The sequence below is a fragment of the Prosthecobacter sp. Pr1 genome, from assembly GCF_057652315.1.
On sequence record NZ_JBYFBS010000008.1, the window covers coordinates 123,838 to 145,217 of the forward strand.

Genomic DNA, 21,380 nt, shown 5'->3' on the forward strand with positions numbered 1-21,380 from the left:
TCGTCAAAATCGAGGGCTCTTCACATTCTCCCTCTCAACCACGCAGCGGAAGCCCTGGTTGCCGTTGCTGTATCTTGCAGAAGGAGCATGGTGCCCGCGTGCGGAGGGCTGCAGGTCTCTCGGCTCGCGGTTGCTGTAGCCGCCACCGCGATAGGTGCGGTCCTTCTGCTCGGCATTCCACCAGTCCTGCACCCACTCGGTGACGTTCCCGCTCATGTCATAGAGCCCCTGCTGGTTGGGTGGAAAACTCATCACCGGGGCCGTGGTGGGAAAGCCATCCGTGTAGCCTTCAATGAAGTGGGGCTGGTTCGGAAAGACCGCCTTCCACGCGGTGTCCCCGTAGTTGCCAAAACCTGGCGGCGGCGGCCACTGAGTGCTGCCCCAGGGAAACTCTTGAATGGGCCTGCGGGTCAGCGTTTCCGGTGTGTCGCCAGCCGCACGCTTTTCCGCCGGGCCGATGCCCATGGCCAGGCTCCACTCTTCATCGGTTGGCAGACGGTACTTCCGCGCCTCCTTGTTGCTCAGCCACTCGCAGAAGCCGACGGCATCCAGGTACCTCACATTGCGAATCGGGTGGTCGGCCTCCTGATCCACCGCTGATTTGTCCGAGTAGATCGGCGAAGGGTTCACGCCCTTCACCGCCGCTGCATAGGCCTTGTAATCCTGATTGCGCGTCTCGTGAATGCACATCAGCACCTGCGTGCCCGCCACGGGTATGAACTGCATGCCCAGGCTGTTGGTAAAGACGGGTTTCGGCACCTCGGTCTCGGTGCCTGCCGCAGCCTTTCCTGCCGCAGCTTCCACCGTGGGCTTCACCTTGGCTTTCCCCTGCTCAGACCAGAAGACAAAGCCCACCAGCGCCGCCACCACGCCCAGCACCGGCAGCCAGAATCCTAGATTAAGATTCCTGCCCGGCGGCGGCGGAGCCTGCCACTGCGGCGGGCGATACGGCTGCCCTTCGGGTCGTTGGGGGCGCTCCATCGTGTTCAGCGCAGCGGGTGCTTTGCGGGCATTCGCCTCCACCTTTGCCACCGGCTGCGCGATGATCGCGTCCAGATCCCTTCGCAGTTCCACCACGGTCTGGTAGCGCAGCTCGCGGTCGTTGCGCAGGGCACGACTGATGATGCCGTCATACCGCGGGTCCAGCCCCGGCACCTGCTGCGACGGCAGCTTGAACATCCCCTGCGGCAGCGCGCCGGTAAGCATGTGGTAGAGCATCACGCCCATCGCATAGATGTCCGCGCGATGATCCACCGAAGAGCCCAGCGTCAGCGCCTCCGGGGCGATGTAGTGCATCGTCCCCATGGCCAGGCCGCTCTGCGTCATGCCCGTGCTCTCTCCAGCCTTGCTCATCTTGGCCAGGCCAAAGTCCGCCACCTTCACCACGCCGTCATAGCCGACCATGATGTTCGCCGGCTTGATGTCCCGATGCACAATGCCGCGCTCATGCGCGTATTTCAGCGCATCGCACACATGCGCGGTGATGGACATGGCATGCGCCGCAGGCAGCCGCCCCTGCCTGGCCATCATCTGCGCCACATCCGTGCCATCCACGAATTCCAGCACGATGTACAGCATGCCATTGCTAGTGCTGCCAAAGTCATACACGGCCACGATGCCCGGGTGGTTCAGCTTGGCCATGGCCAGTGCCTCATTGCGAAAACGCTCGCTGTAGGTCGCATCCGCCTCATCCAGCCCCGGCGGCAAAATCTTGATGGCCACCGGGCGGTCCAAAGTCATCTGCCTGCCCCGGTACACCGCCCCCATGCCGCCCCGCCCGATCAAGGCCGTGATCTCATACTGCGGCAGCATCTCCTGCAGTTCCTCCGGCGCCGGCGGCTCCCACCCCAGCGGCGCTCCTGCTGAGCTGGATCTCGGTGTCTCGGCAGAGGAAGAGGAAAAGGACATGCGGCGCAGTCAGCTACGGGTGAATTCTTCTTCATGGTATGCCAGCATGCCCGCGCCATTGCACGAAAAAAAAACTCCCCCTCAATTTTGTGCCAGCACCCCCCTCATCCCCCCCCAAATGAGGAGGGTGCTGGAAAACAGGGGCTGCACCAAAGTTCCTCGAAGTTCATTGTCCCTTCCCCACCATCACCCTCACTTTCATTCATGTACGGACTCGTCAACAAAGCCATCGAAGACCTCGTCATCTCCAATTACGGGGAGGAGCGCTGGCAGCACATCAAGCAAAAGGCAGGCGTTGATATTGAAGTATTTATCAGCCATGAGGGCTATTCGGACGAGATCACTTACCAGCTCGTGGGCGCGTCTTCCGAAGTGCTGGGCGTCACCGTCCGCGATGTGCTGATCGCCTTTGGTGAGCATTGGGTGCTGAAAACGGCCACGCACGGCTATGGCGTCATGATGCGCTCCGGCGGCGCCACATTGAAGGAGTTCCTCGTCAATCTGCCCAACCTCCACACGCGCGTGCAGATGATCTACCCCAATCTGGAGCCACCGCGCTTTGAGTGCCGCGACGTCACGGACACCTCCATGACCCTGCACTACTTCACCCACCGCCCGGGGCTCACGGACTTTGTCGTGGGCATCGTGCAGGGCCTTGGCCAGCTTTACAACACACCCGCCACCATCACCACCGTGGCACTGAAGACCGCAGGTGCCGACCACGACATCTTTGCCTTGAACTGGACTCTCCCTGAAGCATGAGCAGCAGCGGGACCAGCATCATCGGCAGGATTCCGAATGAGGAGTTCCTGCGCGCCTTCCCCTTCTACTTCGCGTGGGATGAAAACGACCGCATCGTGGAAGCAGGGCCGTCCCTGCTGAAAGTGTGTCCTCAGGCGGCTCCAGGCGCGCGGTTGCAGGATCTGTTTTTGACCCAACGTCCGGCCGGCGAGTTCAGCGATGAAGTCGCCAGGTCCCGGCCGGACCGGCTGCTTCTGCTGATGTGCCGCCACAGCCAGTGCATGCTGCGTGGTCAGGTCATTATTCTCAGTGAGCCGCGCCACGGCATCATGCTTGCCAACCCCTGGCTCACGGACCCTGAGAATGTCGAAACGCTCGGCCTGACGATGGGTGATTTTGCCGTGCATGATCAGACGCTCGATCTCCTCCAGGTGCTGCAGTCGCAGCGCATGGCATCTGAAGATCAGATCAAGCTCAACAAGCGCCTCACCGAGCAGCGCGCCCTGCTGCGCGAGCAGGAGGCCAACTCGCGCAAGCTTGCCCTCCTTGCCTCTCGCACTGACAACGCCGTCATCGTCACCGATGCCCAGGGCCGCATCGAGTGGGTCAATGAAGGCTTCACCCGCATCACCGGCTGGGAGCTGGCAGAGGTCATGGGGCGCAAGCCCGGCTCCTTTCTCCAAGGGCCCGGCACCAACCCCGCCACCGTACGCTTGATCAGCCAGTCCTTGAAGGAACACAAAAGCATCCGGACCGAGATCCTCAACTACCACCGCTCCGGCCGCAGCTACTGGACCTCACTCGAGATTCAGCCCATCCGAAATGAAGCTGGTGAAGTGGTCAATTACATGGCCATCGAGAGCGATGTGACCCAGCGCAAGCGTGATGACAAACGCCGCAAGCTGGAGTACTCCGCCAGCATCATTCTTTCTGAGCCTGGCACGGTGCGTCAGGTCTCTGCCAAAGTGATTCAAATGATCTGCCAGCAGCTCGGCTGGACCGCCGGATTGCTCTGGATGCTTGAGGTGGATGTCAAAGCTCTGCGTCTCGCCGAACTCTGGCATGATCCCTTGAGGGACATCTCCCCCTTCATCACGCTGAGCAACAAGCTGCGCTTTGGCACAGGCTTGCACACACCCGGCCACGTCCTGGAAACGCAGCAAAGCCAGTGGTGTGGTGATTTCGAGCAAAGTCCGGACCATCCGCGTGTGGCCTGCGCACTCAGCTGTCAGCTGCGCGCATCCCTCGCCTTTCCCATCATCGCTGACGGGGAAATTTTGGGTGTCGTGGAGCTGTTTGCCAGTGAAGCCGTCGATCCTGACGAACAGCTGCTGCAGGCTCTCGCAGGCATCGGCAACCAGATGGGTCAGTTCATGGTGCGCAAAAGCTCCGAAGATCAGCTCTGGCGCTCCAATGCCTTTCAGAAGGCCGTCCTCGATGGCGCCGCCTACACCATCATTTCCGCCACGCCGGAAGGCACCATCGTCACCTTCAATCAGGCCGCCGAGAAACAACTGGGCTACTCCGCCGCCGAGGTCATCGGATTGCAGTCTCCGGGCATCTTCCATCTTCCTGAAGAGATCGCCGCACGCGCTGCGGCTCTCAGCGCCGAGCTTGGCTGTGAAGTAAAAGCGGGCTTTGAAACCTTCATCGCCAAACCACGTCTCGGCATACCTGATGAGTGTGAGTGGACGTACGTCCGCAAGGACGGCTCGCGCTTTCCCGCGCTGCTCAGCGTCACCCCGCTGTTTGACATGCATGGCAAGGTCATCGGCTATCTCGGCATCGGTTCAGACATCACCGAGAAAAAGCACGCGGCTCAGGAAATGCTCAAGGCCAAGGAGATCGCCGAAGCCGCCAGCCAGGCCAAGAGCGACTTCCTGGCCACCATGAGCCATGAGATCCGCACGCCCATGAACGGCATCATCGGCATGACTTCTCTGCTGCTGGACACCGAGCTTGCAGACAAGCAGCGCGAGATGGTGGATGCCGTGCGCCACAGCGGTGACGCCCTCATGACCATCATCGAGGACATCCTCGACTTCTCCAAGATCGAGGCCCGCAAGCTCGACCTTGTGGAGGAAGCCTTCCGTTTGGATTCCGTCATCAGCGGTGTCGTGGATCTTCTCCAGCACAAGGCCGCCTCCCGCTCCATCGACTTGATTGTCAGAATCGCCCCCAACGTGCCGGCCTCCTTCATGGGAGATCCTGGTAGATTACGGCAGATCCTCATGAACCTCGTGGGCAATGGCATCAAGTTCACCGATGAAGGCAGCATCCGCATCCAGGTGAGAACTCTCAACTGCATAGCCCCCGGCACGACCAATCTCGAAATCAGCGTCACGGACACCGGCATCGGCATGACGGAGGAGCAGCAGAGCCAGCTCTTCCAGGCCTTCACGCAGGTGGACAGCTCCAGCAAGCGGCGCTTCGGCGGCACGGGCCTCGGCCTCACCATCAGCAAGCGTCTGGTGGAGCTCATGGGCGGCACCATCGGCGTGGAAAGCAAGCACATGGAAGGATCGCGCTTTTGGGTGCGGCTTCCCCTGCGTGTCGTTGAAAGCCAGAGGATGATTCCAAGGTACGACGTGGGCGTGCGTGATGAGATCGTCCCACAATCAACCGCCAGCGGCATCAAGCCGCGCCTTCTCCTCGTGGAAGACAATGAGGTCAATGCGCGCATGGCCATGATGATGCTCGAAAAAAACGGCTACCCGGGCGAAGTCGCACGGGATGGCGAAGAGGCCGTGGAGCGCTTTGCCAGCGGCGTCTATGACGGCATCCTCATGGACTGCCACATGCCCAACATGGATGGCTACGAGGCCACGCGTGCCATTCGCCAGCTCGAAGCCAGCCCGCTCTGGAAACGCCCGCGCTGCCGCATCATCGCCATGACCGCGAATGTGCAGACCGGTGAGCGCGAGCGCTGCCTGGCCGCCGGCATGGATGACTACGTCTCCAAGCCGCTGCGCGCCAAGGCGCTCATCGAAGCCCTGAACCGCGTGCAAGTACTCGCCGAAGCCGAGGAAAACATTGAGCCTCCCAAGTGGTCCGCTGAAGACACGACCTCCGCACATGAGGCCCTCCAGCAACTATCGGAGGAACTCAGCACAGCAGACGCCGTCGAACTCATCGAAAACTGGTTCACCGACACCCCTGTGCGCATCCTCGAACTCGAAAAACTCGCCGGCAGCGACGATCAGCCCACGCTGCGCCGCACCGCGCATTCCTTGAAAGGCAGCAGCTCCCTCTTCGGCCTCACCTCCATCCACACGCTCTGCCGTGAGATCGAGCAAACCGCCGAAAACAATCACCGCGCCGGGCAGTCCGCCCTCATCGCCAAGCTGAAGCAACTCTTTGGCTGCGCCGTGCCGGAGCTCAAGAAGCTCATCGCAGGTTTGCAGTAGTGTGGGCTCCCGGAGGGAGCAGAGAAATTAGCCGGGGGTGGAGCGAAAACGCGCAGCGGTGCAGCGGGAACCACCGGACCCCGCGATGACCCCATCTCCATTCAGAGACGCATGCCGGAGGTATGCGAGAAGTGTTTTCGCCGCCCAGCGTCCACGAGGAGTCTGCGCACGCCCCCACACACTCCCCCTCAACTGAGGATGATGCTTCGGCGTGGCTGGCGGCGAACAATGAAGGCGCTTCACAACGCACCCCTCAGATCCATCAACAACCAACACTCCAACATTCCATCCGTATGCTCGACCTTGAATCTACCGCACTCATTCTTGTGGGTTATCAAAACGATTACTTCGCCGCCAATGGCATTCTTCGCGGCGTGGTGGAGGAGGCGGACCGCGTGGACCGCACGCTCGCTCACACGCTTGATCTCTTGAATCACTACGCGCTTTCGAAGCTCACCATCATCTCCACGCCGATCATCCTGAAACCGGATTACCGGGCGCTGGCAAACTCCGTGGGCATCCTGGACACCATCAAGCAGGTGGGCGCCTTCAAAGAAGGTTCCTTCGGGGCTGAAACGATCCCCGAACTCCTGGCCTATGGCGACCGCATCACCTACGTCTCCGGCAAGGTGGGCTTCAACGCCTTCTCCTCGACGAACCTCGAAGACGTCCTCAAGGAGCGCAAGATCAAGAACATCCTCGTGGCCGGCATGGTCACCTCCCTCTGCATTGACTCCACCGGACGCGCGGGCTACGAGCGCGGCTACAAGGTGACGATCCTCTCCGACTGCACTTCAGCGCGCACGCCGGTGGAGCAGGACTTCTTCTGCCGTTATGTGTTTCCGCTTTATGGCGAAGTGGCGACCAACGAAAAGCTGAAGGAAGAGATGCCGCTCTCCGGTCTGATGGCCGCAGCCCTGGCGGCGTAGAAAACAGAAGGTCCAAGTCTGCTGCGCAAGCGACTCGTCCATGAACGAACATTCCACATTGCTGACAGACATCCACGTGGAGGCGACCTACCGCCTCACCGAGGCTCTGATCGAGTCTGAGCAACGCATGCGGCGGCGGGTGGAATGCCTCTCTGAAATCGTGTTTGAGACGGATGGCGATGGCAGGCTGGTCTTCATGAACAAAGCCTGGACGGACACCCTGGGCTACTCAGTCGCGGCGTCCACCGGAACGCTCCTGCGTGACTACGTGGTGGTGGATGACCAGCCCCTGCTGACGAAGATCATCGAGGGCGGCGTTGCCTCCGGCCCCGCCCGCCCTGCCATCCACATGCGGCGTTTCGACAGCGTGGTGGTCTGCATGGAGATCGCCGTCTCCGCACTGAACGGCTCCGGGATCATTGGCTCCATGCATGACGTGACCAAGCAGAGGCGCAATCAGCAGGAGCTGGAGAAGCTTTCTCTCGTGGCCAGCTTCACCGACAACCTCGTCGTCATCACGGATGCTTCCGGCCGCTTGGAATGGGTCAACGACGCCTTTGTGAAACGCACGGGCTACACCCTCGGCGAGGTGATCGGGCGCAAGCCCGGCGACGTCTTGCAGGGGCCTGAGACGGATCGTGAAACGGTGGCCTTGATTGGGGAAAAACTCCGCCAGGGGGAGTCCTTTCAGGCGCAACTGCTGAACTACACCAAGTCGGGCTCACCTTACTGGGTGGAGTTTCATGTCACCCCGATCAAGAACAAGGAGGGCACCATCGTGCGCTTCATTGCCGTGCAGTCAGACATCACGGAACTCAAACGAACCCAGAGCGAGCTCAAGATCGCCAAGGAAAAAGCCGAGGCCGCCAGCCAGGCGAAGAGCGACTTCCTGGCCACCATGAGCCATGAGATCCGCACGCCCATGAACGGCATCATCGGCATGACTTCCCTGCTGCTCGACACCGAGCTTGCAGACAAGCAGCGCGAGATGGTCGATGCCGTGCGCCACAGCGGTGATTCACTCATGACCATCATCGAGGACATCCTCGACTTCTCCAAGATCGAAGCCCGCAAGCTGGATCTCGTGGAGGAAGCCTTCGGTCTCGATTCCGTCATCAGCGGTGTCGTGGATCTTCTCCAGCACAAGGCGGCCTCTCGTTCCATCGACCTGATTGTACGCATCGGCTCAGACGTGCCGGACTGCTTCATGGGAGATCCCGGCAGGCTGCGGCAGATCCTCATGAACCTCGTGGGCAACGGCATCAAGTTCACCGATGAAGGCAGCATCCGCATTCAGGTGAGCCGCTTAAACGCCACAGCCACCGGCGCCCCGAATTTGGAAATCAGCGTCACCGACACCGGCATCGGCATGACGGAGGAGCAGCAGGGCCAGCTCTTCCAGCCATTCACGCAGGTGGACAGCTCCACCACGCGGCGCTTTGGCGGCACCGGCCTCGGACTCGCCATCTGCAAGCGCCTGGTGGAGCTCATGGGCGGCAGCATCGGCGTGGAGAGCAAACGCCACAGAGGCTCGCGCTTCTGGATCCGGCTGCCTTTGCGCGTGGTCGAAAACCAGAAGATGCCGGTGCAGGAAGAGCCGGAAGTGCGTGCAGAAACAGCCCCTCAGGCAACCATCGGCGGCATCAAGCCGCGCCTTCTCCTCGTCGAAGACAATGAGGTCAATGCGCGCATGGCGATGATGATGCTCGAAAAGAACGGCTACCCTGCCGAAGTGGCCAGCGATGGTGAAGTGGCCGTGGAGCGCTTTGCCAGCGGTGTTTATGACGGCATCCTCATGGACTGCCACATGCCCAACATGGATGGCTACGAGGCCACGCGTGCCATTCGCCAGCTCGAAGCCAGCCCGCACTGGAAACGCCCGCGCTGCCGCATCATCGCCATGACTGCGAATGTGCAGGCAGGCGAGCGCGAGCGCTGCCTTGCCGTCGGCATGGATGACTACGTCTCCAAACCCCTGCGAACCCGGCCGCTTCTTGAAGCCCTGCAGCAGGTCCAGGTTTTCGCAAAAACTCCAGCAACTCCGCAGTGGTCCGCTGAAGAGACATCCGCTGCACGGGAGGCCATCCAGCAGCTGGTGGAGGATCTGAGCACCGAGAACGCCCTCGAACTCATCGAAAACTGGTTCAAAGACACGCCTGAGCGCATCAATGAGCTCGAAAAACTCGCAGGCACCGACGATCAGGCTGCGCTGCGTCGCACGGCCCACTCGCTGAAAGGCACCAGCTCTCTCTTTGGTCTCTCATCCATCCACACGCTCAGCCGCGAGCTGGAGCAAACCGCCGAGAAGAACCTCCGCGCCAGCCAGCCTGTCCTCACCGCGCAGTTGAAGCAATCCGTCGCGTCCGCCGCCCCGGAGCTCAGGAAGCTCATGCTGTGCCTGAGCTAGCCAGCCTCGGGCTATTGCAAAATATTTGCACCTCGGGATATACACCAATTCCTAAGTATTGGTTACCAATGGTTGCACACCAATTCACCTTGCCCACCCCGGCATCTCCGCCGTTAATTCCTGCAATGTCCGAATCCCTCAGCGACTCCCCCGCCTTGAAGCCCCTTCGTGTCGCTGTCGTGGAGGATGACCCCACCTTGCGGCTCTTCATGAAAAAGCTCATCCAGAAGCCTGCTCATGGTTTTGAGTTCGACGGAGCCTGGGCCTCGGCGGAGGAAGCCGTGAAGCCCATCATCGACAGCCGGCCGCATGTGGTCATCGTCGATCTCGAACTGCCCAAAATCTCCGGCATCGAACTCATCCGCCAGCTTTCACCGCGCCTGATCGAGACCGCCTTCGTCGTGCTCACCATCCATGACGATCCGGCCAAAGTCTTCGAAGCACTCCGTGCCGGTGCAAATGGCTACCTGCTCAAGTCCGCCAAGCCCAACGAAATCGCCGCCGGCATCCGCCAGGCCAGTGAGGGCGGTGCGCCGCTCAGCCAGGACATCGCACGCCTGCTCATCAAATCCTTCCAGACTCCGGCCACGCCGCAGAAAAAGGACATCCCCTGCCTCACCCCGCGCGAAAGCCAGGTCCTGGAACGCCTGGCCCAGGGCATGGTCCCCAAAGAACTCGCCCATGACCTCGGCATCAGCTACGAGACCGTGCGCGAGTACATCAAGGCCGTTTACTCCAAGCTCCACGTCCGCTCCCGCACCGAGGCCGTGATCAAGTACCTGGAGCATCAGGCGTAGCCCCCGCCCTACCATCCACTGGCATTTCCCACCGGTTCTTCCGGCAGGATGCCGGGCCGTGTTTGAAACACCCTGGCCGCGCTGGCGCTTTGCGTTTTGGAGTGCGCCGGTCCTCCGGCGCTTTCGAGCGTCCATCGGCCTGCGCAAAGCTCCAGAGGGCTGGAGCACTCCAAAACGCTCTCGCGAGCTTTCTCCCTGCTGCGGCATGACGCCACGCCAAGGTCTTTAAACACCATCTAAAGCCTCATTCTCCAGGCACCTCTTCAGCCAGAGCCTTGGCCTTGCTCTTGCGCGGCTTCTTCACGGCCACGGGCTCCTCCACCACAGGCGCGGCGGCGGCCTCAGGCTGCGGGGCGATCTCCGGCAGAATGAAGATGCTGCAGTAGCCGCAGACTTGCAGAGACGCATCCTCACGGCGCAGATCCGAAAGCTGGCCGCTGGGCAGCGAGAGATGGCAGCCGCCGCAGGTGTTGTTCCGCATCCGGGCCGCTCCGCGCTTGCCTTTGGAAATCCGCAGATCGTAATGGTGCAGGATCGCCGTGGGCAGGCGCTCGCGCACGCTCTCGGCCTCCAGCCTCAGCTCTTTGCAGCGCGGGCTGTTGGGCTCCAGGCGGCGTTTGGCGGCATCCAGCTCGCTGAGCTGGCAGAGGTCTTCGATGAGCGTGGCGGTGGTTTTCATGGGCTGGTCGGGGTGGGTGGGGTTGTCAAAATGGAGGGCATACGTGGAGGAGGATTCGTCGAGAGGACGGCGCAGGACCTCCAGCCACGCCAGGGCGGAATTCATGCGCAGGCGTGCTCCTCCACTCCCACCGGGATGCTGCGATCATCCGCAGAAAACGCGGCGGCATGCGCGTAGTCCGGAGACGGGTGCTTCTTCACCCACAGCTTCAGCTTGTCGGTGAAGGCCGTTTTCACGCAGGCGTAGCAGTCGGGGATCTCCAGGCCGTCGCTGCAGTAAGTCACCACCCGTGTCGCCATGGGCATCCGCAGAAGCTGCTGCTGCACATGCGCGGAGTACTCCGTGTAAAGCTCCGGCTTCAGCTCCACATCGTAGTCGATCCGCAGCGCGGGCATGATGTTCTCCTCAAACGGATTGAAGAGATAGAACGCCTCAAAGTCGCGGAAGTTCACGTCCTGGATGTTTCCATGCACGATCTCCACGCGTGGCACATGGTGCTTTTTCACCACCTCCTGCGCGGTTCGCACCAGCTTCCCCCGCTGCTCCACCCCCGTGAAGTGGCCCTGCGTCGTCATCGCGCCGATGACGCAGAATTTCCCCGGACCGCAGCCGATGTCCAGCACCCGCGTGCCGGCCTGCACGACAAGAAGCTGCGCCGCCGTGCGGCACACGTGCACCGGGCTCCAGTGGCAGGCGGACAGCCTGCCGATGGCCTCTGGGAAGATCAGGTCGAAGTCCTGGTCCTTCTTCGATTGCAGAAGCTCGTTGTCAGACGGGGTGCGGGATGAGGAGGGGCGTTGGGGGGAGGATTTGAGCATGACATCCCCTGAGATTGCATTTCCGGGGCCATGTGGCCCGGCAGACGCTCCAGCCCTTGTAACTCAAGGCCTGCAGCGCCATGCCAGTTTGAGGTTGATTTCCACCAGCCGCACTTGTGTGCAAATTCTGCACTTGCATCGACGACTCAGTGCAACGTTGTTCCGACTGCATGGAACTCGCCAACATCCACATCCTGGTCCTCGATCGCGATGCCACCTCCGCCCGCGTCATCCGGGATGTGCTGGCCAAAGTCGGCTACAGGGTCTCCGTCGCCTCGCATGAGACCGATGCGCTGAACCTCGCCGCCGGAGAGCTCTTCAATGTCGTGGTCAAATCCTTCGACGCGCAGCGCATCGACGCCGTCGCGCTCATGGAAAAAGTACGCGGCATCACGCCGGACACGCAGTTCATTTTCCTCAGCGACAAAGGCACCATCCACACCGCCGTGGAGGCCATGCGCAAAGGCGCGTTTGACTACCTCTCCAAGCCCGTCAACGCAGCGCAGCTCGCCGAGTCCGTCCGCAAGGCCCTGGATCATCAGTCCCTTGTGGCTGAAGACCAGCAGATCAAGCAGCGCCTGCGCCGCCGCTCAGACCCCGACATCTTCGCCGGCAGCAGCGCCGCCATGAAGGACATCAGCCGCCTCATCCAGCAGATCGCCCCCACGGATGTGACCGTGCTCATCGGCGGCGAGAGCGGCACCGGCAAGGAGGTCGTCGCCCGTGCCATTCATGAAAAGAGCCGCCGCAAATCGCAGCCCTTCATCGCCGTGAACTGCGCGGCGCTGCCTGAGAACTTGATCGAGGCGGAGCTCTTCGGCCATGTGCGCGGTGCCTTCACCGGAGCCGTCAGCGACCGCAAAGGCCGCTTCCAGCTCGCCCAGGGCGGCACCTTGTTTCTCGATGAGATCGGCGATCTCTCACGTAAAGGCCAGGGCGACCTCCTCCGCGTACTCGAAGACGGCACCTACCGCCCGGTGGGCAGTCATAAAATCGAGCGCGCCAACGCCCGCATCATCGCCGCCACCAACAAAGATCTCGAAGCCGAGGCCGTCACCGGCGGCGCCTTTCGCGAAGACCTTTTTTACCGGCTCAACATCGTCTCCGTGACGATGCCCCCGCTGCGCGAGCGTGCGGAGGACATCGCCCCGCTCGTGAAATCCTTCACCGACCACTTCTGCACCAAGCACCGTCGGCGGCCCAAAAAATTCAAAGCCGAGGTGCTCAGCCTTTTTCAGACCCTGCGCTGGCCCGGCAACGTCCGCCAGCTGCGCAATCTGGTGGAGCGCCTCGTCGTCACCGTGCCGCACGCCGCCATCGGCCTGGATGATCTGCCACCGGCCATGCACCAGGGCCGGCGCGAGCCGCACGCCATCGCCATCCAGCCCGGCATGACCCTCGCCCAGGTCGAGGCCGAGCTCATTCGCCAGACGCTGCTCAAAGTCACCTCCAACCGCGAGGAAGCCGCGCAGGCCCTCGGCATCAGCCGCCGCGCCCTGCAGTACAAAATCCAGCGCTACCGGCTCACCAAGCTGCCCAGGCAGGTCACCCCATCCACAGGCTGATTCGCGCCTCCTGCCTGTCAGTCCGCCCCCGTCACATCACAGCACCCGCCTGCAAAAGTGAGTTCGCAAATGTTGTGCTTGGGCGTAGTATGGATTCAAGCCCCAAAATTCCATGCACACCCCTCAAATCCTTGATCGCCGGTCCAGCCGCATGAACAGCCTCGCCACCGCCGGGCTGCTGCTCGCCATGCTGCTCATGCTCGATTCATGCACCTCCTGGAAAAACGCCGCAGCATTCAAAGACCTGACCACACGCACTCTGGAAGGCAAGTACCTGCGCGCGATCCAGGCGGAAAACCAGGTGGACGCCAAAGTCCTGAAGTCGTACACCAAAGCGCCCCCCCCTGGAAAGCCGGGCCCCCTCCAGCTTCAAGGCAAACCCTTCTGGACCCCCCTTCAGTTCGACTGGATTTGTGCCATCGACAAGGCCGTCATGTCCGAAAGAGCGCGCCGTCGAATGAAGCTGCGCTGCATCAAAAAGTATGGCGTGGGCTTCGTCGTGTTTAAACCCGATCCCGCAGATCGGAATTTCCCCGCCTTCGGGGAGTCCGATGAAAAAGGCTTCACCATGGCAGATCTCCACAAAGCCTTCGGCCCCAATCTTCCGCCCTTCACCTCGCTGCTGCAACTTTGCCTGAATCAAAAGTAAGGCCGCGCCGCCGCCCCCCACCACGCTGAAAACCCTCCGTGCCGCCCGTCATGCGCAGCGCGTCGCAGGCTCCCGGGGGGGAAGCGCGAAAGCCACCCATTTGGACTGCGGTTGCAAAGGGAGGAACGACCACAGCCACCGCTTTCCGCAAGCCGGACGGCAGCCTGAGGCCGAAGAACCTTCAACACCCCCGCGAAAGCGGTGGCTCCGATGCACGCCTGCGTCGTGCATCTGCGCAACCGCAGTCCAAATCCAGACGCATCCTCCCCACACCCACTTGCAGCCGACCTGCAGCCCGCCCAGGTCTGCGGCGGCTGGATCACAGACCTGGTTTCAAGGAATCGTGGTATCAGACAGGGCCGGAGCCAGCAGCTGCGCAGCCGCGTCGCCCCCCCCTCACACCTCCACACTGTAGACCTGCACCCGCCCCATGGCCTCCCACTTCCCGGGCTTCACTTTTCCGGGGCCGGTGATCACCGTGGCGATCATGCTCTTCCCATCCGCGGTGAAGCGTGCGCGAGTCATGCGTGATTTGGTGTCCATGGATGAAACCAGGCTGCCATCCGCCGCGCTGAAGAGCGCGGCATTCCACGTCCCCTGGGCCTGACGGCCCGCCATGAGGAAGTGCTGGCCATCAGGATGAAACGCCAGCGTCTCCATGAGACCGGAGCCGTGCTGACCGTCCTTGATCTGATCCATCTTCTTGCCCGTGCGCCAGTCCCAGCGCTGCCAGGTCATTTTGCCGTTGCCCGCCATCGGATCCCCCATCGGCCCCATACCACAACCTAGCAGGGCATTGCCATCCGGTGAAAAGACGAGGCTGTAGATGCCGCCGGAGTAGTGGTGGGATTTGGTGGTGCCCCAGGAGGTGAAATCCGGAGACGTCCACTGCGACACCGGCTTGCCATCCTTCGCCTGCACATCCCACACCCGCACCTCGCCCATCATGTTTGCCGCAGCGAGGTGTTTGCTGTCCGGACTGAATGCGCAGCTCAGCACCGGCGGCGTGTGGTTGTAACTCGCCACCAGCGCACCGCTGGCGGTGTCATACACGCGCACACTCGGCTCGCTCTCCGCCGCAGGCTCATACTTCCAGCCCCCCGCGATGTACTGCCCCGTCACACTGGCCACCCGAGTGCCATCGGGCGAGAGCGCGAGCTGCCAGCTCCAAAATGAATGCGCCTTCACCTCGCGGATGCATTTGCGCGTGGCCACGTCATGCCACAGCAGCATGCCGTCATAGCCGGCAGAAATGAGCGTCTTGCCATCCGGCAGCAGCACACAGCCGCTGGCGTAGGAGCTGTGTTTCTTTTCAAAGAGGTCCTTTTTGCCGGTCGCGGTTTCCACGGCATGCACGCTGCCATCCATGCAGGCGGCGTAGGCCAGCGCGCCATCCGGCGTGGTCGCCAGTCCCAGGACGGCAAAGGGCATCTCGTATTGTTTGGTACGGGTGAGTTTCATGGGCGGTCTCAGGCGAGGATGTCGCGGATCGGCTCCGCCTTGTTTTCCACGCGGTGGAAGGTGGGCATGCCGGGCAGGTCATACTCCGCATACGGATCAATGCCCAGCGCCGTGAAGATGGTGGCGAAGAGATTCTGCTCGCTGTACGGTTTTTCGATGACGTCCACGCCGTCCACATCTGTGGCGCCCGTGACCACGCCGCGCTTCAGGCCGCAGCCGGTCATCATCATGCTCCAGGCGTTCGGGTAGTGCTCGCGACCGCGCGCCGCATTCATCCACGGACTGCGGCCAAACTCGCCCATCGCAATCACCAGCGTGGAATCCAGCAGCCCGCGCTCTTCGAGGTCGTTCACCAGGTTGAAAACCACATGGTCCAGCTCCGGCACGAGCATCTGATGGATCTCATGGTTGAACACATGATTGTCCCAGTTCATACCATTGGCTACCATCACAAACGGCGCACCTTTTTCAACGAGGTGGCGGGACATCAGCGCATGCTGCGCGAAACTTCCCGGGCCGTAGCGCTCGCGGTCCTTGGCCGGCAGTTTGTTCACGTCAAAGAGGTCCGCGCTCGCGCTCAGGCCCTTCATGCGCTCAAAGGCCGCATTCTGGCTGCGCGCCACCGCGCTGCCGCGATCCCGCTCATACTTGGAGGTGAGGAATTTGCGCAAGGTCTCGCGCGATTCCTTGTCATGCTGCGGGATGCCCTCGCCCTCCTTCTGCAAAAACTGCGTGTAGTCCCCGCCCAGCCGCACCGGCGCATGCTCCGCGCCGAGCCAGCCAGACCAGTTGCCCGCCTTGAAGGCCTCGAATTCATTGCCTCCCGGCACGGGATCGAGAAAGATGAAGTTCGGCAGCTTCGAATCCAACTGCCCCATGGCCTGCGCGAGACTGCTGCCCAGCGTCGGCCGTGTGAAACCCGCACGCTCCGGGCTGCCGCGCTGCAGCAGATTGATCGCCTGCAGGTGCTCCGGCTGGTTCGTCTTCATGCTGCGCACCAGATTCAGCTTGTCCGCGATGCCCGCGCACTTCGGCATGAGCGAAGAAAAATGGATGCCCGGAATCTTCGTGGGCATGCTGCCAAAGGGCCCGTTCCCCGGACTGCCCGGCTTCGGATACCACGTCTCAAACTGGCTCGGCGCCCCGCACAGCCACAGCAGGATGCAATGCTTCTGCGCCTTCTTCGTCTCTTCCGCAAACACCGGGTTCTGAAACAGCCCCGTAAAGCTCGCTGTACTCGCCAGCGCACCACCCGTCAGGCCCTTCAAAAACAGCCGCCGATGCAGCGTGTGCTCTTGCGTCGGGCAGCGTGGGTGGGGATCGCGGAGATTCATCAGGTAAAAAGGGAGCGTTTCGAGCGCAGGAAACTACACCCTTCGCAGCGAATTTTTAGCAACGATTTCTCCTCTGCGCAGCTTCTTTTCTGGCTGCGCAGCAGGCGAGGCAAGGACGAGTCCAGTTTGGCCCGTTTGGCCGCTGCAAACCACACGCTCCACCACCGGAATAACACTTGCCACGCCAACAACATTCCTTGTAGTCTTGAATACCACTCCCATGAGAACAGAGTCACTCATCATCAGCCTCCTGCTTGCCTGCACTTGTATCCATGCCGTCGCTCAGGCGGAGCCGTCGGCCGCACCGACGGGCCAGCGTGCCTTCACCACACCTGCGGCAGTGACGGCGCAGAGCACCTATACGGCTGGCATGAAGGCCGCACGCCTGAAATACTCCGCCGAACTGGAACAAGCCGTGAAAGCAGCGCTCACGGCAGGCAATCTGGACGATGCGAACGCCATCACTGCCGTGCGCCAGAAAATCACCGCCGACAGCCTGCCCGTGACCGCCGGCCCCTTCAAAACCTCCCAGGCCAATGAAGCCCGCGTGCACTACGATTTGGCGGTCACCGCTTTGCAGCGGCAGTACGGTCGTGATCTTCAACCGGCGCTCAAACAGGCCATGGCCGCCGCCAATCTGGCGGAGTCCAACGAGATCAACGCCGAGCTCAAAACCCTTGTGTCACTCCTTGCCACCGCCAGTCCGTCCGCCGCCCCGCCACCCATCGGCCAGTCCACGCAAAAAGCCCGGGGGCTGGAGATCGTGCGCTACCGCCGTCACCCCTCGCAGTCTTCCGGGGACGGTTACAATGGCTACGTCTCCATTGCCGATCTGGGCAAGCCCATCGGTGCCCCGCACACGGTGAAATCTCTCTCCAGCTGGACCAAGAATGTGGATGAAAATGCCGTGGTCAGCGGCTTCATCAAAATCGAAAAACCAGGACTGTATGAATTCCGCACGGACAGCGGCTTTGACCGCAACGAGCTCGTCATCAATGGTCAGATCGTCTGCAAGTTTCGCGACGGCGTGAACAAAGAGGCGAGCATTGAGCTGCCCCCCGGACTGATCCCCGTCACCAGCATCGGCTTTGCAAGCCATACCACTGAAACCCGCATTCAATGGAAACCACCCGGCCAGGCCGACTGGAGCGCCATCCCGAACGAACTCCTTTCGCATTGAAGCCTGAGACGTTCACCCTGCCCAGCCTTTCATGCCCCGCACCTCGGCCCCATAGGTCCTGTCAGACCTATTCCCATCTCTTCCCTGCCCCATCTTCACGGCATCGCCAGAAACTCCGCGCTGGTGAGCAGCGCCCACAGCAGATCCCGCGTAGCATCTGCGGGGTGCGCGGCATTCGCATTCACAAAGGCCGCCGCCTGGGTGGCCTCATCCGCATCCGGCGCGCGGCCGTACACGGCCTGAAAGGCTTCACGTATGCGAGTGGTAGCATCTGGTAGCGACGTCAGCTTCTTGATGACTCCACCCTGAGCGGCCTGCAGCAGCGCGTTCATGGTGGGAGATCCGGAGAGAAACTGCGCCTGCTGGAAGGTGGCGTTGTACTCCTTGGGCAGCACGTCCGGCATCGCTGAGATCACCTGACGGCGAAACTCATCGTCATTCGGCGGCAGATCCAGCGCCACGCGCCATGAGCGTGCCAGCTGCTCCGCCGTCAGCGGTCGCTCCACCATCCCCGCAAACAGCTCCGGTGCCGCATCAGACGCCCCCAGTGCATACACCCGACTGCGCACGATCTCCCGCACCACGCGGCGGGTGTCATACTTGTGCGAGGCAAAATCTTGCGCCAGCCACTCCAGCAGTTCCGGGTGGCTCGGCGTGTTGCGCTCGTTGATTTCATCCGGCGGATTCACGATGCCGCGACCGATGAGCGCCGCCCACATGCGGTTCACAAACGCGCGCGCCAGCAGCGGATTGTCCTGCGTGGCGGCTTCGGCAAAGGCCTCGCGCCGCGAGTACTTCGGCACACGCACCGCAGCCTTCGCATCCTCATACATCTCCGGCCCGTCATTCTCCTTCGTCTCACCGCCGGGCCACACTTCCGGCAGCGTGCGACCGGTCAGCAGCGTCACCACAGCAGGCTGGGACTCCTTTTTCAGATTGGTGAAATTCATGAAGCCGCCCACCGCGCTCTCCGCCACGGCCGTGCTGGCGTCCACGTTCTTGCTGCGGTTAAACGCGGCCACCAGACCCCAGTAGTGCGCCTGCTTGATCTCACGCGCCAGCGGATGGTCATGGCACTGCGCGCAGTCGATCTTCGTCCCGTACACCACCGGCGCCACCGCCTCGGCGATCTTCTGGTGATCGTTCTTCCGCTCAAACAAAAACCACGCCGCGCCCTTGCGGTCCGGCGCCGGGTCAGGCCGTGCGCAGAGCACATCGTACACCACTTCGTTCCATGGGCGGTTGTCCTTGAAAGCCTTCTCAAGAAAAGTCCACCAGCCCGAGCCCTTGCGCCGTCCATCCGGATTTCCGCGTGTGAGGCGGCCCATGAAAAAGTTGTCCCACAGCTCCCGCATGCGCACTGCATACTCCGGTGCCGCCAGCAGCTTGTCGATCAGCGCATCCCGCTGCGGTGCCGCGACAAACGCAGCCAGCTCCGCCTGCGTGGGGATGCGTCCCGCCAGATCCAGATACACACGCCGGCACCACACCGCATCCGTCACCGCAGCCGCAGGCTTCACTCCAGCACGCGCCCAGCCTTCAGCGATCAGCGTCGAGATCGCCTCCTCACCCGAGGCAAACTGCCGCGCCACTTTTGGCTGCGCCTTTTCCACGGCAGCCACCGGAGTGGCAGGCAGCGCAGAGATCCATTCCTTCACCGCCGCGCGCTCCACATCGCTAAGCTGCTTCTTCGGCGGCATGTGCGGGTCCGCGCCCTTCTCCAAGCTCGTAAACAGCGCGCTCGCCTCCGGCTTGCCGGGCGACACCACGGCACCGTCTTCACCGCCTTTGATCACCATCTCCGGCGTGTCCAGCTCCAGCCCGCCCTTCTGCTCCAGCACCCCGTGGCACTTCACGCAGTTCTCATCCAGAATCCGCCGCACCTTCCCCGACCACAGCGCCGCCGCATCCGCCCCCCGCGCAAACGGGACGGCAGAGAATGAAAAGCCAAGAAACGAAACAGCAAAAACGCGGCGCAGCATGCAGAAGGAAAACAGGAAATGGGGGCAGCCAAAACTACACCACCCGGCGCAGTTTCTTGCGCGGAATTTCTCTCCTTCCGAAATCAGGTCATGATAGAGCGCCATGCTGTGAATGGATATCCATTCTACGGCAAGGTGAGTCTTATTCCTTGATTAAACGAGTGTCACATAACGCGGAATTCCGCCTATCTCATTTCATACAGCAATGTAACCACACCCAGCCAATAACGCATAATCTCTAAATTATTTAAAATTTTTAATTAAATATAAATATGATTACTTATGATGATCTGAACGATCACAATGATCCCCCAGGAGAACCACTAACCTATGAGGCCATTGTGAACCAGTTGGAAGCTGCCAAGGCCGCCGTTCCTGCAGAGACGCCCCGAACCATCTTCTACCTGCCCTTCTCACCTGATCAAGATCCCCCTGCCGGTGGACTGGGACTGCGGGAAAAAGTGGATGCTTATCAAGCACAGGTCTCACTGAGGGGACTCGCATCCAAACTTGCTCCAGAGGGGGACGAAAACCTCACAACAGATCAGCTTGCTGCTCAGTTTAATACGTTGGGCCCCCAACGTCAGGCAAGACTCCTGCTGGATGCCGCGAGAAAAACCCCTTTGATCAAGCAGCACGGAGTCCCGGATGGTCATGAAGTAAAAGCCAGTGACACCGTGCAGGTGTATGCGCACGGGCACAAAAACCTGAATTTTCTCGCCGCTGTCCAAAAGGATGCTCGCCCCGATCAGCGCTGCTCGGTGCAGCGGCTCGTGGATCAGATGGAGCAAGATGGAATTCCAGGAAATGTAGCCAAGATCAAGCTCCTCGCGTGCGGAAGCGGCGCGGGAGAGTTTCACAAGGCCTTGGTTGAGCATTGCGATGACAAAGGCCTGTTCAACGACACGAACATCATTGGCTACAAGGGGGAGACTCATTACCTGTTTGATGCAGCGCGCCCGCTGGAGCAGCTCGACAAGGGACGGCACAAGGTTCTGGGGGTCGGAGTTGAAGAGAAAATAACCGCCGACCACAAGGATTCCGCTAAACCTTACGCCAGCATTCACGATGAGTTGAGAGCAGCATTTGAAGAACTCGAAGGCAGGAAAAACACTCACGAGCATTTTAGCAAACCCGACAAGCCCAAAGAGCCATGCTCAAAGGAGGAGCTGGAATCATATCAAAGCATGATGAAGGAATATGAAAGCGATCTTGCCAAGCTGTGTTCGCAGGTCAGAGAGCTCGATGAATTTTTGAAAGCATTGGACAATAAAATCAATGCAGTTGCCGAGGCACACACTACAAATCTTGAAGCCGCCATGAAACGCGGATCGTCACCTGAAGTCAAAGTAGACAAAACCACCGTCAGAGACATGCTCCGCGCGCAAAACGCACTGAGCAAGGGAGGCGGCGAGAATCACCAGAGCTGTCACATCATGTAAGCCGGTCACGTGGGAATCATCCTTGGCTTCACTTCAGCCTCCCATCATCCAGGCGGCGCTCGGAGCGCTGGCCTGCAACGG

At 61.2% G+C, this 21,380-nt stretch carries 15 protein-coding genes; 9 read left to right on the plus strand and 6 right to left on the minus strand.

The genetic code is table 11. The features are described 5' to 3' along the window. Nucleotides 1-3 precede the first annotated feature (3 nt). Nucleotides 4-1,908: a bifunctional serine/threonine-protein kinase/formylglycine-generating enzyme family protein gene (locus tag AC24GY_RS15030; RefSeq protein ID WP_487684482.1), complete on the minus strand. Its 1,905-nt coding sequence runs from the start codon at nt 1,906-1,908 to the stop codon at nt 4-6. Nucleotides 1,909-2,112: 204 nt separating this feature from the next. On the opposite strand from AC24GY_RS15030, the gene AC24GY_RS15035 reads away from it, so the two are divergent. From AC24GY_RS15035 to AC24GY_RS15055, 5 genes are all read left to right on the plus strand, one after another. After that, entirely contained in the window at nt 2,113-2,670 is a 558-nt protein-coding gene (locus AC24GY_RS15035; RefSeq protein WP_487684484.1) for a heme NO-binding domain-containing protein, read from the plus strand. Beyond that, complete coding sequence (locus tag AC24GY_RS15040) at nt 2,667-6,056, plus strand: PAS domain S-box protein (protein ID WP_487684487.1); 3,390 nt, start codon at nt 2,667-2,669, stop codon at nt 6,054-6,056. Before AC24GY_RS15035 ends, AC24GY_RS15040 begins: the two co-directional genes overlap by 4 nt. A gap of 293 nt (nt 6,057-6,349) precedes the next feature. After that, nucleotides 6,350-6,985, plus strand: coding sequence for a cysteine hydrolase family protein (locus AC24GY_RS15045; RefSeq protein ID WP_487684490.1), 636 nt, complete (start codon nt 6,350-6,352; stop codon nt 6,983-6,985). 40 nt (nt 6,986-7,025) lie between these two features. Continuing rightward, nucleotides 7,026-9,392: an ATP-binding protein gene (locus AC24GY_RS15050; protein WP_487684493.1), complete on the plus strand. Its 2,367-nt coding sequence runs from the start codon at nt 7,026-7,028 to the stop codon at nt 9,390-9,392. Between the two features lie 125 nt (nt 9,393-9,517). Continuing rightward, on the plus strand, nt 9,518-10,189 hold the full coding sequence (locus tag AC24GY_RS15055; protein WP_487684496.1) for a response regulator: 672 nt from the start codon (nt 9,518-9,520) through the stop codon (nt 10,187-10,189). Between the two features lie 244 nt (nt 10,190-10,433). Here the strand turns inward: AC24GY_RS15055 and AC24GY_RS15060 are convergent, their stop codons facing one another. Further along, nucleotides 10,434-10,973 carry a zinc ribbon domain-containing protein gene (locus AC24GY_RS15060; protein ID WP_487684499.1) on the minus strand — a complete coding sequence of 180 codons (540 nt, stop codon included), beginning with the start codon at nt 10,971-10,973 and terminating at the stop codon, nt 10,434-10,436. Continuing rightward, entirely contained in the window at nt 10,970-11,686 is a 717-nt protein-coding gene (locus tag AC24GY_RS15065) for a methyltransferase domain-containing protein (RefSeq protein ID WP_422316741.1), read from the minus strand. Before AC24GY_RS15065 ends, AC24GY_RS15060 begins: the two co-directional genes overlap by 4 nt. A gap of 170 nt (nt 11,687-11,856) precedes the next feature. Between AC24GY_RS15065 and AC24GY_RS15070 the strand changes: the two genes are divergently transcribed. Further along, nucleotides 11,857-13,251: a sigma-54-dependent transcriptional regulator gene (locus AC24GY_RS15070; RefSeq protein ID WP_487684502.1), complete on the plus strand. Its 1,395-nt coding sequence runs from the start codon at nt 11,857-11,859 to the stop codon at nt 13,249-13,251. 112 nt (nt 13,252-13,363) lie between these two features. Then, nucleotides 13,364-13,900, plus strand: a complete 537-nt coding sequence (locus AC24GY_RS15075; RefSeq protein ID WP_422316745.1) for a hypothetical protein — start codon at nt 13,364-13,366, stop codon at nt 13,898-13,900. Between the two features lie 396 nt (nt 13,901-14,296). Here AC24GY_RS15075 and AC24GY_RS15080 read toward each other — a convergent pair whose 3' ends face one another. Both AC24GY_RS15080 and AC24GY_RS15085 read right to left on the minus strand, forming a co-directional pair. Then, on the minus strand, nt 14,297-15,361 hold the full coding sequence (locus AC24GY_RS15080) for a WD40 repeat domain-containing protein (protein ID WP_487684507.1): 1,065 nt from the start codon (nt 15,359-15,361) through the stop codon (nt 14,297-14,299). An 8-nt stretch (nt 15,362-15,369) separates the two neighbouring features. Next, a complete protein-coding gene (locus AC24GY_RS15085; protein WP_487684510.1) occupies nt 15,370-16,695 on the minus strand; it encodes a DUF1501 domain-containing protein in 1,326 nt (441 codons plus the stop codon). 220 nt (nt 16,696-16,915) lie between these two features. Here AC24GY_RS15085 and AC24GY_RS15090 point away from each other — a divergent pair, with 220 nt between their 5' ends. Then, a complete protein-coding gene (locus AC24GY_RS15090; protein WP_487684512.1) occupies nt 16,916-17,875 on the plus strand; it encodes a hypothetical protein in 960 nt (319 codons plus the stop codon). 95 nt (nt 17,876-17,970) lie between these two features. On the opposite strand, the gene AC24GY_RS15095 is transcribed toward AC24GY_RS15090, so the two are convergent. Then, on the minus strand, nt 17,971-19,857 hold the full coding sequence (locus AC24GY_RS15095; RefSeq protein ID WP_487684514.1) for a DUF1549 domain-containing protein: 1,887 nt from the start codon (nt 19,855-19,857) through the stop codon (nt 17,971-17,973). A gap of 272 nt (nt 19,858-20,129) precedes the next feature. Here AC24GY_RS15095 and AC24GY_RS15100 point away from each other — a divergent pair, with 272 nt between their 5' ends. Then, on the plus strand, nt 20,130-21,299 hold the full coding sequence (locus tag AC24GY_RS15100) for a hypothetical protein (protein WP_487684517.1): 1,170 nt from the start codon (nt 20,130-20,132) through the stop codon (nt 21,297-21,299). The last annotated feature ends 81 nt before the right edge of the window (nt 21,300-21,380 follow it).